Source organism: Janthinobacterium sp. GW823-FHT03B06 (genome assembly GCF_058796955.1).
In genome coordinates this window covers 101,088-114,458 of record NZ_JBXAJE010000011.1, presented here as the reverse complement: position 1 = coordinate 114,458, position 13,371 = coordinate 101,088, and the positions used below count along the sequence as shown (strand labels likewise).

Annotated in this window: 11 protein-coding genes; 5 read left to right on the top strand and 6 right to left on the bottom strand. The window is 64.7% G+C overall.

From position 1 onward, the window contains the following. Positions 1 to 52 precede the first annotated feature (52 nt). Positions 53 to 802: a nucleotidyltransferase domain-containing protein gene (locus AC1RBA_RS26195; protein ID WP_492420328.1), complete on the top strand. Its 750-nt coding sequence runs from the start codon at positions 53 to 55 to the stop codon at positions 800 to 802. Here the strand turns inward: AC1RBA_RS26195 and AC1RBA_RS26190 are convergent. Next, positions 799 to 3,033 (bottom strand): TonB-dependent siderophore receptor, encoded by a 2,235-nt coding sequence (locus AC1RBA_RS26190; RefSeq protein ID WP_492420326.1) that lies wholly within the window; start codon positions 3,031 to 3,033, stop codon positions 799 to 801. The genes AC1RBA_RS26195 and AC1RBA_RS26190 overlap by 4 nt on opposite strands. A 335-nt stretch (positions 3,034 to 3,368) precedes the next feature. Here AC1RBA_RS26190 and AC1RBA_RS26185 point away from each other — a divergent pair, with 335 nt between their 5' ends. Next, positions 3,369 to 4,235, top strand: coding sequence for a hypothetical protein (locus AC1RBA_RS26185; RefSeq protein WP_492420324.1), 867 nt, complete (start codon positions 3,369 to 3,371; stop codon positions 4,233 to 4,235). A gap of 7 nt (positions 4,236 to 4,242) precedes the next feature. Here AC1RBA_RS26185 and AC1RBA_RS26180 read toward each other — a convergent pair whose 3' ends face one another. The 4 genes from AC1RBA_RS26180 to AC1RBA_RS26165 form a co-directional block, all read right to left on the bottom strand. Further along, on the bottom strand, positions 4,243 to 4,641 hold the full coding sequence (locus tag AC1RBA_RS26180; RefSeq protein ID WP_070222077.1) for a bacteriohemerythrin: 399 nt from the start codon (positions 4,639 to 4,641) through the stop codon (positions 4,243 to 4,245). A gap of 299 nt (positions 4,642 to 4,940) precedes the next feature. Next, positions 4,941 to 5,096 (bottom strand): hypothetical protein, encoded by a 156-nt coding sequence (locus AC1RBA_RS26175; RefSeq protein ID WP_162995620.1) that lies wholly within the window; start codon positions 5,094 to 5,096, stop codon positions 4,941 to 4,943. A gap of 140 nt (positions 5,097 to 5,236) precedes the next feature. Then, entirely contained in the window at positions 5,237 to 5,422 is a 186-nt protein-coding gene (locus AC1RBA_RS26170) for a hypothetical protein (protein WP_099408630.1), read from the bottom strand. A gap of 130 nt (positions 5,423 to 5,552) precedes the next feature. Further along, positions 5,553 to 8,078, bottom strand: a complete 2,526-nt coding sequence (locus tag AC1RBA_RS26165) for a PepSY domain-containing protein (protein ID WP_492420322.1) — start codon at positions 8,076 to 8,078, stop codon at positions 5,553 to 5,555. A gap of 198 nt (positions 8,079 to 8,276) precedes the next feature. On the opposite strand from AC1RBA_RS26165, the gene AC1RBA_RS26160 reads away from it, so the two are divergent. The 3 genes from AC1RBA_RS26160 to AC1RBA_RS26150 all read left to right on the top strand — a co-directional run bounded on the left by AC1RBA_RS26160 (position 8,277) and on the right by AC1RBA_RS26150 (position 11,683). Continuing rightward, positions 8,277 to 9,377: a branched-chain amino acid aminotransferase gene (locus AC1RBA_RS26160; RefSeq protein WP_121669144.1), complete on the top strand. Its 1,101-nt coding sequence runs from the start codon at positions 8,277 to 8,279 to the stop codon at positions 9,375 to 9,377. 70 nt (positions 9,378 to 9,447) lie between these two features. Continuing rightward, on the top strand, positions 9,448 to 10,164 hold the full coding sequence (locus AC1RBA_RS26155) for a ribonuclease T2 family protein (RefSeq protein ID WP_492420320.1): 717 nt from the start codon (positions 9,448 to 9,450) through the stop codon (positions 10,162 to 10,164). Between the two features lie 106 nt (positions 10,165 to 10,270). Further along, positions 10,271 to 11,683, top strand: coding sequence for an MFS transporter (locus AC1RBA_RS26150; protein WP_492420318.1), 1,413 nt, complete (start codon positions 10,271 to 10,273; stop codon positions 11,681 to 11,683). 2 nt (positions 11,684 to 11,685) lie between these two features. Here AC1RBA_RS26150 and AC1RBA_RS26145 read toward each other — a convergent pair whose 3' ends face one another. Beyond that, the gene (locus tag AC1RBA_RS26145; protein WP_070310911.1) at positions 11,686 to 13,320 is read right to left on the bottom strand and encodes an acyl-CoA synthetase; all 1,635 of its coding nucleotides are present in this window, start codon (positions 13,318 to 13,320) and stop codon (positions 11,686 to 11,688) included. Positions 13,321 to 13,371 lie beyond the last annotated feature (51 nt).

The window sequence follows — 13,371 nt, the reverse complement described above, 5'->3', positions numbered from 1 at the left end:
CAGCCTGCGTATTGCGTGTAGGATAGTGTTTTATCGACATGGAGCACCGGCTTTGACGACGATCCCCACCTATGAGACCATTCGCGCGATTGCCCAGCGGCTGGTGCACGAGCGCTATCCCACGGCCGTGGCGGCCATCATCGGCGGCTCCTTCGCCACAGGCCGGCAAACGCCTACTTCCGATATCGACTTGCTGCTGCTGTTCGACCACGTCGATTGCGCCTGGCGCGACACCCTCGTGGCCGAGGGGCGCACGGTGGAACTGTTTGCGCACGACGTGGCCACGTTCACGTATTTTTGCAAGGAAATGGATGCGCCGGGCGGCACGGTGCCGCTGGCGATGATGGTCGTCGAAGGGGAAAACATCGTCGCCGCCGGCGACGCCTACGCGCAGCTGCACGCGCTGGCGCACGCTTTCGACACGGCCGGGCCGCCCGCGCTCGACGCGGAAAACCTGCAGCGCCGCCGCTACGCCATCACCACCGCGCTGGAAGACCTGGTCGACAGCACGCACCCGGGCGAGGCGCTGGCCGTCGCTTGCCAGCTGTACGAAGCGCTGGCCGACCTGCACCTGCGCGCGGCGGGGCAGTGGAGCGGCGGCGGCAAGCACCTGTTCCGCCGCCTGCAGGCCTTTGATCCCGTCATCGCCGGGCAGCTCGATGGCGCGCTGCGCCTGGCCGCCGGCGACTTGCCGGCCGGCCAGCGCGCGTTCGGGCAAGTCGCCGCCGCCGTGCTGGCGCCCGTGGGCGGTCCCTTGCTCGACGGCTTTACCCTGCCGGCGCCCGCGCACTGGCGCGCTTAAAACGTCGTGCGCACGGCCAGGCTGATGTTGCGCGGTTCACCCCAGAAGACGCCGTCGAAGAAGCCCACGTTGCGGTAGTACTTTTTATCGAGCAAGTTATTCACGTTCAGCTGCACGCTGGCGTGGCGGTTGAGCGCATAGCTGGCCATGGCGTTGACCAGCGCGTAGCCCGCTTGCGGAATGTTGGTGATGGTTCCCGATGGCGGGCGGCCGTACCACGATTCGCTGTAGGTGGCGCTTTGCGCCGTCATGCTGGCGCCCGCCCTCAAACCGGCCAGGCGGCCGTCGAAGCGGTAGCTGGTGGCCAGGCGCAGCAAATGGCGCGGCTGCGTGGTGGCGGCGCGGCGGCCATCGGCCTCGGCCGCGTGCAGATAGGTATAGCCGCCGCTCGCTTCCCAGGCGGGCGATAACTGGCCGGAGACGTCGAACTCGATGCCCTTGGCCGTCACGCCGGCGCCATTGGCCACCATGGCCTGGCCGCCGTCGGGCAGCAAGAAACCGGACGGCACCGTGCGGTCGAGTTCCGCCATGTTCTTTTTCTTCGTATGGAACAGGGCGGCCGACGCGTTCAGCTTGCCTTCATAAAATTCGCCCTTGATACCCAGTTCCGCATTGTCTCCCGTCTCCGGCGCCAGGAACTTGTTGTTGCGGTCCTTGCTCGATTGCGGGTTGAACAGCTGCGTGAAGCTGGCGTAGGCCGAATACTGCTTGTTGATATCGAACACGGCGCCCACATACGGCGTGACTTCATTGCGCGTTTCCACGAAGTCGCTGTTGTCCGTGTGCACGCCTCGTGTATCGTAGTTGCGCGTATCCGTGCGGTAAGTACTGCTGCGCGCGCCGATGATCACATGAAGCGGGTCGGCCAGGCTCAAACGTGTGGCCACATAGCCGCCCGCCAGGCGGGTCACGGTTTCCGTGTGCGAGCCGTCCGGGTGGAACACGGGGCGGGGGATGTTGCCCGTCCAGCTGCGGTAATCGGGGACGACGTTCGGGTAGTTGATTTCCGCCTCGCCGCCCAGCGAGCGGGCGCGCTGGTTGCCGCCGTTCCAGCCGACGATGGCCGTGTGCTTGCGCCCCAGCAAGGTAAACGGGCCGCTGGCGTAGACGTCGAAATTATCGCCCGTGGTCTTGCCCGGGCCATAGGCGCCCGTCCACAGCAGCATGCCTTCGCCCGTGGCCGGATCGGGCTTGCCGCCGCCCGCATAGGCGACGGTGGTGCGGTTAGTGCTTTCCGTGCGCGCATAGCCAAGGTGCATGTTCCAGTTGCCGGGCAGGCGCTGGTCCAGCGAGGTGAAGATGGTGTGCTGCTTGTTGGCCCAGGTGCTCCAGGGCGTCGTGAGGCTGGTGTTGCGCGGCAAGTTCGCCAGGCTGCCGTCCGCATTCCAGTACGGCACGGCACCCCAGGTGGCGCCTGTCGGCTTGTTGTCCTGGAAGTCGACGCCCGCCGTCAGCAGGGTGCCGGGACGCACGTCCGCCTCAAGGATGGCCATGCCCACCGTCTTGCGCTCGTGGTACATGTCCAGGTAGGAATCGCGTTTTTGCCAGGCCAGGGCCGCACGTGCGCGCACGCTGCCCTCCGCGTTCAGCGGCGTGGACAGGTCGGCTTCGAAGCGCTGGTCATCCCAGCGGCCCATGATGAGACCGGCGCTGGCCTGGAAGTCCTTCGTTGGACGCTTGCGTATCATGTTGATGGTGGCGGACGGGTCGCCCTTGCCGCCCATCAGGCCCGTGGCGCCGCGCACGACTTCGATGCGGTCGTACAGGATGGTGTCTTGCAGCGGCGCATTGCCGCCGCGCGCCATGCCGTCGATCTGGAGATTGTTGATGCCGAAGCCGCGCGCATAAAATGTCGTGCGCTCCGTGTCGTTCTGGCCCACCTGGATGCCTGTCGTCTGCGCCAGCGCCTGGTCCAGCCGCACGGCGCCCAGGTCGTCGAGCAGCTGGCGCGTGATGACGCTGACCGATTGCGGCGTCTCGCGCAGCGACAGGTCCATGCGCGTTGCGCTGCGCGCTTCGCCGGCCGTGTACGACTGCGTGCCTTCCGTCGTCGCGGTCGACTGGCCCAGCACGGTGACGGCGGGCATGGTCACGTCGGCCGCGGCGGCGTCGGCGGCCTGTGCCGGCAGGGCCACGCCGGCGGCAAGACTGAGCAGGCTGATGTGTAATAAATGGGGGAGGGCGCGCAAGGCGGGCTGGCGCGAAGATGAGAAGGCTGTCGTTGATTGCATTATTTTCCTGGATATTTTTAGTCGTGAGTGTTCCTATCTCGTCTGGCGAGCTGCGCAGTAGCTGGGGGATGGCGTAACGCTGGCCCGTGGTCTGGCTTGGATAGCAGTTCCACCGCAAGGCCCGGCGCGGACGGGCAGTGGAAGAGAAAGGCGCGCGATTCCTGTCACTTTTGTGAATAAGAATCATTATCAATATAGGTGATATTTGCCAAATAATCAAGCGTGTGCACCAAAGGAGTGCAGGCAGGAGTGCCGGCAGACCCGGGGCGGCGCATCGGCTTGCCTTCTGCGATAATGCAGGCGCTGACAAATATTTTCCTTAATGAAAGAAATGCATGCGTACATGGATCGCTTGTGCCGGATGGTTGTGTGTCGTCTCGCTGGGTCAGGCCCAGGAACACGCGCCGCCGCCGGCTGTTCCCGCGCCGCTGCAGAGCGCCAGCGTGCCGCCCGCCGCCGATGCCGATGCCGTTGCGCCACCGCTTGCGCCGGCCACATCCGCGGCATCAGCACCCAAGGCAACGGCGCCAGCAGAGGAAGCCTTGCCACCGCAAACGGTGACGATCACGGCCACCAGCGATGCCAAGGCGCCGCACGTGCGGTTCACGGCATACCGTGAAAGTTATCTGACGGCCAGGAAAGTGTGGCAAGTGTCGAGCGGCAGCGTGGTCATGGCCCTGCGCCTGATTCCTGCCAAGCTGAGCGCCACCATCGACGATGTGCGCGTGGCCTTGCAAGGCAATGGCGCCCCCATGCCGATCAAGGTGTCGGCCGGCGGCGTGTTTGTCGTGCCGCTCAACGATGATATCGCCGCGCAGGACGGCACGTTTTTGGTGAACAAGGGCAGGGGCGAGCTGACGGCCAATATCGTGCTGCAGCCGTCCGTGGCGCGCGATGCGTGGAACGTCACGCGCGTGGGGCAGGTCTTGCGCGATGCCCGGCGCGCCGTGCGGGCCATCACGCCGTGGTACAAGCGGCCGTTCGCCAGCGACGTGCAAGCGCTGGCCTTTTGCGCGGCCGAGCGGGGCAGCGCCTTGCAATTGATGGATGGCGAACAGCTGATCGCGACGCTGCCCATGAACGAGCCAGCCGTCAACGACATCAACCAGCCCGTGTTTTGCAAGATTTTCGACGGCGAAGACAAATACCCGGGACACTACCGCGTGGTCATGCCCGAGCAGGCGACAGTGCTGTTGCTGTAATGAACTGCTAGTTAGGCTGGCGCTGCACCAGTTCCAGCGCCGCCGCCAGGGCCAGGTCCATGGTGGCCTGGTGGAAGATCAGCCACTGCGGCAACAGCGACAGCGCATGGCGGCCCTGTTCCAGGTCGCCTTCATCGACGGCGGCCCAGGCATGGTGCAAGCCGCTGAGCACGCGGGCATGCTGTTCGCGGTGGTTGGCCAGCGAGGGAAAGCCGATTTGCTCCATCAAATCTTCTTCCTCGCGGAAATCGCGTTCGACGGCCGCAATCAGCTCGCGAAACGCCACGCTGAAATGCTGGTCGCTTAATTGCCCCAGCCGTGCCAGCTCCTGAAACAGCGCCTCATGCGCCTCGTCGATGGCGGGAACGCCCAGCGCCATCTCATCTTTCCAATGCGATTTACCCATGCCGATGCCCCCGGTGAAGTCCGTCGCGGCGCGAAGCGGACTGTTCCAGTGTGGACGCAGCGAAGGGCGAAATCCATGATCTGGATCAAAAATATGGTGAAGAGGGGAAGAGGAAAGCAAGACAAAGACAAATGGACGAAGGGAACAATTCCCCACTCGCAATAAAGCGGTCTTAACGATGCGCCGTGTTACCGAGCGCCGCTGAAAAACGCCGCTGGCAAGGCGTCTTTGACGCAGACAGTACGCTAGTACGGCAAGTCAAAGCAACGCAGCCAGCGACGTTTTCTCAGCCGCGCGTCTTATTGCCGAGGCCAGCGGGCCCACAGAGCTTGCGCATCGACATTCGGCACCTGCAACTGCTGTCCGGCCGACGTCTGCATCGCATCCCTCAGCACGAGGGGCACGAGCATCAGGGCCGACAAGGCAAGGCAGAGCAGCACTTTGAGCGTCAACATGGTCGTCTCCCGGTGTCCCGGCGGCGGCGCGGGGATGCGGCGCCTGCCGGTCACGTCCTATGTACTACCATGCTTGCAGTTTAGTTCATCTGATTGAAACTTCAACTAGTTGCTGTGGCGCACTGCAGCAGTGACGCCTCTTATTTGGCCTTGCGGCTGCGCCGCGGTTTGCCTGCGGCGGGCAGGAAGGAGTCGAACCACACTTGCGTCAATTGCCGCGTATTTTTCGCCGCCTCGCGCTTGACGGCGGCCGTGGCGTGGCCGCGCGCCGTGTTGGCGACGCGGTTGGCGGCGCTCAGGTACATGCTCATCCAGGGGTTTTTCATGGCTAGCCTCGCAAACAGTGGGTGGGGGCGGCGCGGATATGCCGCCATGCCGCTACTGTAGTCCGATGGCCGGCGCTGACCGTGCGGCGGCCCACATAGCCGGGCGGCGCTGGCAATGTGCTGAGGCAGATCAATACACGTCGCGGCGGTAGCGTCCGGCCGCCAGCAGGGCGTCGAGACCGTCCTGGCCCAGCACTTCTTGCAGTACAGCATCGATTCCCGCCGCCATGCCTTGCAGGCTGCCGCACACGTAGACGATGGCGCCTTGCGCCAGCCAGTCGCGCAGCTCGCCGACGTTGGCGCGCAGGCGGTCCTGCACGTATTCGCGTTTGCCGCCCTCGTTGCCGTCGCGCGAAAAGACACGGTCCAGGCGCGCCAGGTGGCCAGCGTCCAGCCAGCCTTGCAACTCTGCGCCGCAGACGCTGTCAACAGCTTGCTGGCGCTCGCCGAACAGCAGCCAGTTACGGGCCAGCCCCGCCCGCTGACGCGCGCGCAGGTGTGCCCGCAGGCCTGCCAGGCCGGAACCATTGCCGATATAAATGCAGGGCACGTCGACCAGGGCGGGCGCGAAGGCGGGATTGGCTTGCAGGCGCAGGCGGATGGGGCTGCCTGTCGGGGCGAAGCGCGTGAGCCAGCCGGAACAGAGGCCGTACCCGTCGTTTTCCTCGCCCGTATGGCGTTCCTGGCGCACCAGCAATTGCAGTTCACCATCGGACGGCAGCGACGCGAGCGAATAGCTGCGCGGCGCATGCTGGGCGCTCTGCGCGTCGCCCTCGCTGCCATCCGCGTTGCACCCGATGATTTCCGCCAGCGCGCCCGCTTCCCAGGCAGCATCGGCGGGGCCCGTCAAGGTGATTTCATGCAGTTCGCCGCCCAGGCTGCCCGGGTTCAGCAGCACGCGGCGCGCCAGGCGCCATTCGGCGTACGACGCTTCTTCCTGTACGCCGATGGCGTCGATGGCGCTGCCGCTGCAGCGGACCAGCGCTTGCGACCAGGCGGCCAGGGCGGCGGGGTCATGCTTGTCCACTTCGATCAGCGGGAACAAGGGCGTGGCGCCCAGCGCTTGCAATTGTTGCGCCAGCGCATGGCCAAAGCCGCAGAAGGCGCCGTAATGGCGGTCGCCCAGGGCCAGCATGCCGAATTCCAGGCCGGCCAGCGGCGTGCCCGCCGTTTGTTGCAGCAGGCGCGCGAAGCGGCGCGTGCCGTCCGGCGCCTCGCCTTCGCCAAAGGTGCTGGCGACGATCAGGGCCCGTTCGTACTGGCGCAATTGCGCGGGATCGAAACGGTCCAGCGACTGCACATCGACGGCCACGCCCGCCTGCTGCAGGGCGCGCGCGCTTTCCAACGCCAGGCGCTCGGCCTGTCCCGACTGGCTGGCGTAGGCCACCAGGGTCGGTAAACCTGTGTCCGTCTTGCCCGGCGCGTCGGCGCCCAGCAGAGCGCGCTGCGCTTGCACAGCCCGCTTGGCCTTGCGGCGGCCCAGGTACAGCATCCAGCCCGTGATGGCGAACAGGGGCAGGCCCAGGCTGGCCAGGGTGACGATGATGCGGCCGGGCAAGCCAAAATACGTGCCCATGTGCAGCGGATAAATGATGTTGACGAGGCGCTGCCCCAGCGCCTGCTGGCTGTACGGTTCGTTTTCCGTGAGCGTGCCGTCGGCCGGTGCAATGCTCATGCGGCTGCGCGCCCGTTCGTGCGGCGCATCGCCGGCCAGCCACGTGAATTGCACGGCTTCGCCGGGGCGCACGGGCAGACGCACCGTAGCCAGGGTCCAGCCGGGGGCGTGCTGCTGGAAAACGCTCCAGGCCAGGCCGATGTCGACGGGAGGCGCATCTTTCTTCGCTGAATCCTTTTTCGCGGGCGCCTGCGCCGTGCGCGGGGGCTTGCCGGCCCAGGCGTCGATATTGTCGCGCACCACGTCATAGCTCCAGTAGATGCCCGTCAGGGTCAGCGCCACATAGACGACCAGGCACCAGGTGCCGGCCACGGCGTGCAGATTCCACAAAAAGGAGCGGCCTTTTAATGCAGGGTCGAAGGTCAGCCAGGTGCGCCAGTCCAGCGGACGGCGGGGCCAGCGCAGGTACAGGCCGGACAGTGCCAGGCCCAGCAGGCACAGGGCCAGCGCGCCCGCCACTTGCCGGCCCGGGTCGCGCGGCAGCAGCAGCCAGCGGTGCAAGGACTCCGTCCATTCGAAAAATGCCGCGCCCGTCAGCGCGGGCTGGGTCGCGCCCGTGTACGGGTGCAGATAAACGGACTCGCCGCGCCGCTGGCCGTTCTTTGGCGCGAAAAACAGGCGTGGCGCCGCGCCCGCCTGCGCATACATGGTGACCGATGCCACGCGCTGGCCGTGTTCGGCTGCGGCAATGCTGCTCAGCTGTGCCGGCGTCAGCGGTGCGCGCGTTTCCACGGGGACATGGCGCACGCCGGGGTTCATAACGTCGAGCAATTCATCCTTGAAGGCCAGGGTGGCGCCGCTCAGTCCGATGATCACCAGCACCGTGCCGGCCGTGATGCCGATGAACCAGTGCAATTGAAACCACACCTGCTTCCAGTTCCAGTGCCAGCGCCGTTGTTGCGGGACGGCAAGCTGACGAGTCTGCGTCGCCTCATCGGCGCCGGCGCGCGGCAGGGAGTGTGGAAGGGAGGAGGTCGTCATGAAGCGGCTTTCGATAGCGCCGCCATGCGGGGCGTCAGGCATGGCGGGGAAGAAGGAGGATTGACATAGTAACGCAAACGAGAATCATTCGCAAATGATGACTCCCTGTTTTCGCGGGGTGGTGGCCATTCTCGTTTGCCTGATCGGGCGCTGGAGGCGCTACAATAGGGATACTGTTCACTAGTTCCCATTGCTGCCATGACCACTTCCACACCGAATCTTGTCGTCACCCCATCCGCCCACCCCCTGTCCGACGCCGAGCGCGCCGCGCGCATGGTCAACCCGGCGTTTGGCCGCATCTTCACGGACCACATGGTGGTGATTCCTTACCGCGACGGCAAGTGGCAGCAGGGCGAACTGAAGGCTTACGGTCCTTTGACGCTGGACCCGTCCGCCTCGTCGCTGCACTACGGCCAGGCCATCTTTGAAGGTTACAAGGCGTTTGCCCAGCCCGATGGCAGCATCAAGACCTTCCGTCCGGAACAAAATGCCGAGCGCTTCAACCGCAGCGCCGCGCGCCTGGCCATGCCGGCCATTCCCGTCGAGCTGTTCCTGGAAGCGGGCGATGCGCTGATCGCGCAAGACCGTAACTGGGTGCCGAAGAACACGGGCGAGAGCCTGTACATGCGTCCGCTGATGATCGCCACCGACCCCTACCTGGGCGTGCGTCCATCGGAAGAATACCTGTTCGTGCTGTTCGCCTCGCCCGCCGGCGCCTACTTCCCGAAAGGCGTGAAACCCGTCACCGTGTGGATCAGCGAAGACTTCGTGCGCGCAGCGCCAGGCGGCACGGGTGAAGCCAAGTGCGCGGGCAATTACGCGGCCAGCCTTATGGCCCAGTCGCAAGCGCAAGAGAAGGGCTGCGACCAGGTCGTGTGGCTCGACGCCGTGCACCGCGAGTTCATCGAGGAAATGGGCGGCATGAATCTGTTCTTCGTCTACAAGGATGGCGAGAAAGTCACCGTCGTGACGCCGGAATTGACGGGTACCTTGTTGCCAGGCATCACCCGCCGCAGCCTGCTGGAAATGGCAAAAGACCTCGGCTATGCGACGGAAGAGCGTAAATTGTCCGTCCAGCAATGGCGCGACGACATCGCCTCGGGCCGCATGACCGAAGTGTTCGCCTGCGGCACGGCCGCCGTCATCACGCCCGTGGGCGTGGCCAAGGCCAATGGCTTTGAAATGACCATCAACAACAATGAAAACGGCGCCGTCACCCTGGCCCTGCGCGAAGCGCTGCTGGGCTTGCAGCATGGCACGGCACCGGATACGCATGGCTGGATGCATACCGTCTGCTAAGTTGATGGTGTAATTTCACTACCGCGCCGGCACCCAGTTGCCGGCGTTTTTATATCTTGAAGGAAATACGATGAAAATTCGCTCTATCCTGCCTGCCTTGGCCGCCGTTTTCCTCAGCCTGTCGGCCGGCGCCGTCCACGCGGCCGACGCCGCCTGCGCCATTCCGCGCAACGTCAGTTATTACGACTATGACGTCAAGCCGTCGGACGAGAAAAACACCTGCTACAAGCAAAGCACGAACGTGCCCACCGATTACTTCATGCTGGCGCTGTCGTGGTCGCCAGGCTTCTGCGACAGCCAGCGCCGCCGCGGTGCAGTGTCGAAGAAGGCCGCTTTTCAGTGTGCCGAGAGCAATCACTTCGGCTGGATCGTGCATGGCCTGTGGGCACAGTCGAATAACCCGGGCACGTGCGAAGACATTTCCGTGACGCCGCCGCGCAAGACGGAGCTGCATCCGCGTTATTGCAAGGGCAATTTGCCGAAGCTGGCGCCGTCGGACATCCTGCCGTACATGTGCATGCAGCCCGGCGAAGCCTTGCTGCAGGGTGAATGGGAAAAGCATGGCGCCTGCGATTTCGATACGGCCAAGCAGTATTTCGAGAAGGAACGCGAACTGTTCCAAGCCTTGAAGTTGCCGGATTCCACCATGCCGAAAAACGAGTTGTTCCAGTGGATGAAGCAGCACAACCCGCAGCTGAAAGGCCGCTGGCTCGGCTATGAAAAGCACTCGGGCGAGCTGCGCATCTGTTATTCGAAAGATTTTAAAGTGATCGACTGCCAGAAGTGATGTAGGGTGAAATCGGCGGGCCTGCCCGGCAGAGTCCGTCCATCCATGCTAGTGTCTTGCCTGCGGTACCGTATGCCGCCCCGGACGGGCTAGACGAACAGGCAACATGATGAAGCAGAAAAACAAGGCGGAGCCTTTCCTCGTGGGCGAGGACGGCTTGCCGCCCGGCGCCCGTTTATGGGCCATGCTGGCGCTGGCCATCGGCGTGGGCATGGCCTCGCTCGACACGGCGATCGCCAACACGGCCTTGCCGGCCATCGCCAGCGAGCTGCACACGACACCGGCCGCCTCCGTCTGGATCGTGAATGTGTACCAGCTGGCCATGGTGGCGACCTTGCTGCCGTTTTCCGCCCTCGGCGAAATCGCCGGCTACCGGCGGGTGTTTATCTCCGGCATGTTCCTGTTTACTTTGGCGTCGCTCGCCTGCGCGCTGGCCTGGTCCTTGCCCTCGCTGGTGGTGGCGCGCCTGTTCCAGGGCGTCGGCGCCAGTGCCATGATGAGCGTCAACACGGCGCTGCTGCGCGCCCTGTACCCTAAACATTTGCTGGGCCGCGCGTTCGGCAACAATGCGCTGGTGGTGGCCGTCGCGTTCGCCATCGGGCCCACGGCCGCCTCGCTGATCCTGGCGACGGCGTCGTGGCCATGGCTGTTCGCCATCAACGTGCCGCTGGGCGTGGCCGGCTTTTTCCTGGCCAGCCGCATGCTGCCGGCGACAAAACTGTCTGGCCACACGCTCGATGCGCGCACGGCGCTGTACAACGTGGGCGCCTTCGGCTTGCTCATCTTGCTGTTCGGCGATGCGGCCCATCACGCGTCCAGCGCCGTCCTGCTGGCGGAACTGGTGGCCGTAGTGGTCTTTTTTATGTTGCTGCTGCGCCGACAGGCGGGGCATGCGGCACCGATGCTGCCGATCGACCTGTTCCGTCGTCCCCTGTTCTTGCTGTCGTCGCTGACGGCCATCTGCACGTTTGCCGCGCAAGGCCTGGCCTTCGTTTCGCTGCCATTCTATTTTGAAGTCACCCTGGGCCGCTCTCCCGTGGAAACGGGATTCTTGATGACGCCGTGGGCCGTGCTGGTGGCCGTGATGGCGCCCGTGGCGGGGCGCCTGAGCGACCGGTACTCGCCGGGCGTGCTGGGCGGCATTGGTCTGGCGGCGCTGGCGGGCGGCTTGCTGACCCTCGTGTGGATACCGGCGCACCCGAGCGCGTTCGACATCGGCTGGCGCATGGCCTTGTGCGGCATCGGCTTCGGCTTTTTCCAGGCGCCCAATCTGAAAGCCATCATGGGCAGCGCGCCGCCCGAGCGGGCAGGCGGCGCCAGCGGCGTGGTGGCCACGTCGCGCCTGATCGGCCAGGCGACGGGCGCGGCGCTGGTCGCGTATTGTTTTACTGTTTCCGCCAGCCGGGGCACGACGTACGCGCTGTGCCTGGCGGCAGGGTTCGCCGCCGTGGCCAGCATCGCCAGCTTTGCGCGCCTGGCGGTGGCGCAGCCGGCGTGGCTGACAGGTAAAGGCAGCTAAGCCTAGACGTCGATTGCCTTGTCCGAATGCATGCGCTTGCGCAATTCGAACTTCTGGATCTTGCCCGTCGACGTACGGGGCAGGGGGCCGAAATAAATGGCTTTCGGCACCTTGAAGCCCGCCAGGTTGTTCTTGCAGAAGGCGATCAATTCTGCTTCCGTCACCGTCGCCCCTTCGCGCAGTTCGACGAAGGCGCACGGCGTTTCGCCCCATTTCTCGTCGGGCTGGGCGATGACGGCGGCGGCCAGCACTTGCGGGTGGTGGTACAGCGCGTCTTCCACTTCCACGCTGGAAATGTTTTCTCCGCCCGAGATGATGATGTCCTTGCTGCGGTCCTTCAGCTTGATGTAACCGTCCGGATACATCACGCCGAGGTCGCCCGTGTGGAACCAGCCGCCCGCGAACGCTTCCTGAGTCGCCTTTTCATTCTTTAAATAACCCTTCATGCAGATGTTGCCACGGAACATGATCTCGCCGATCTGTTCGCCATCGGCCGCCACCGGTTCCATGGTTTCCGGGTCCAGCACGGCCACGGCGCTTTGCAAGTGGTAGCGCACGCCCTGGCGCGATTTCAATACGGCCCGCTCTTCCTGGCTCAAGGCCGCCCACTCGTCCTGCTCGGCGCAGATGGCGGCGGGGCCGTAGACTTCCGTCAAGCCATACGAGTGGATCAAATCAAAACCCATGGCTTCGATCTTCGCCACCATGGCCGCCGGCGGCGGCGCGCCGGCCACCATGCCGCGCACGGTCCAGTCGATTCCTTCGCGCCAGTTGGCGGGCGCGTTGGCCAGCGCCGCATGCACGATGGGCGCTGCGCAATAGTGGGTGATGCGCAATTCGCGCATCAGGTCGAACACGAGTTTCGGTTCGAACTTGCGCAGGCACACGTTCACGCCCGCGCGCGCGGCCACGGTCCACGGAAAGCACCAGCCATTGCAGTGGAACATCGGCAAGGTCCACAGGTAGACGGCATGCTTGGGCATGTCCCATTCCAGGATGTTCGACAGGGCATTCAAGGCCGCGCCGCGGTGGTGGTAGACGACGCCTTTCGGGTCGCCCGTGGTGCCGGACGTGTAATTCAGTGCGATGGCATCCCACTCGTCGGCAGGCGGCTGCCAGTCGTAATCGGGGTCGCCGCTGGCCAGCAAGGCTTCGTAGTCGAGGTCGGAAAACGCATCCACTTCCGGTCCCAGCACGTCGTTGACCTGGATCACGCGCAAGCCGGGAATCTGCGCCGCCATCTGGCGCGCCAGCTCGGCAAATTCCGTGTCGGCCAGCAAGACTTTCGCCTGGCCGTGGCGCAGCATGAAGGTCAAGGAGGCCAGGTCGAGGCGGATGTTCAGCGCATTGAGGACGGCGCCGGCCATGGGGACGCCAAAGCTCGCTTCCACCATGGCGGGCGTGTTCGGCAGCATCACGGCCACCGTATCGCCCGTGCCCACGCCCAGCTTGATCAGGCCGGAGGCCAGGCGGCGCGTGCGCGCATAGGTCTCGCGCCACGTCTGGCGCAGGCTGCCATGTGCAATTGCCAGGCGATTGCCATATACTGCGGCTGCCCTGGCGATATAGTCGAGCGGGGTGAGGGCGGCGTAGTTGGCGCTGTTTTTGCCGAGGCCGGTGTTGAAATCAGCAGTCATGCTTGTCTCCTGTTAAATAAAATTCTGTAGCTCCCTGTTTCGGGATTGATA

Coding starts and splice junctions, on each gene's coding strand:
- AC1RBA_RS26190 (WP_492420326.1), bottom strand. CDS start 3,033: ATGCAATCAACGACAGCCTTCTCATCTTCGCGCCAGCCCGCCTTGCGC.
- AC1RBA_RS26185 (WP_492420324.1), top strand. CDS start 3,369: ATGCGTACATGGATCGCTTGTGCCGGATGGTTGTGTGTCGTCTCGCTG.
- AC1RBA_RS26180 (WP_070222077.1), bottom strand. CDS start 4,641: ATGGGTAAATCGCATTGGAAAGATGAGATGGCGCTGGGCGTTCCCGCC.
- AC1RBA_RS26175 (WP_162995620.1), bottom strand. CDS start 5,096: ATGTTGACGCTCAAAGTGCTGCTCTGCCTTGCCTTGTCGGCCCTGATG.
- AC1RBA_RS26170 (WP_099408630.1), bottom strand. CDS start 5,422: ATGAAAAACCCCTGGATGAGCATGTACCTGAGCGCCGCCAACCGCGTC.
- AC1RBA_RS26165 (WP_492420322.1), bottom strand. CDS start 8,078: ATGACGACCTCCTCCCTTCCACACTCCCTGCCGCGCGCCGGCGCCGAT.
- AC1RBA_RS26160 (WP_121669144.1), top strand. CDS start 8,277: ATGACCACTTCCACACCGAATCTTGTCGTCACCCCATCCGCCCACCCC.
- AC1RBA_RS26155 (WP_492420320.1), top strand. CDS start 9,448: ATGAAAATTCGCTCTATCCTGCCTGCCTTGGCCGCCGTTTTCCTCAGC.
- AC1RBA_RS26150 (WP_492420318.1), top strand. CDS start 10,271: ATGATGAAGCAGAAAAACAAGGCGGAGCCTTTCCTCGTGGGCGAGGAC.
- AC1RBA_RS26145 (WP_070310911.1), bottom strand. CDS start 13,320: ATGACTGCTGATTTCAACACCGGCCTCGGCAAAAACAGCGCCAACTAC.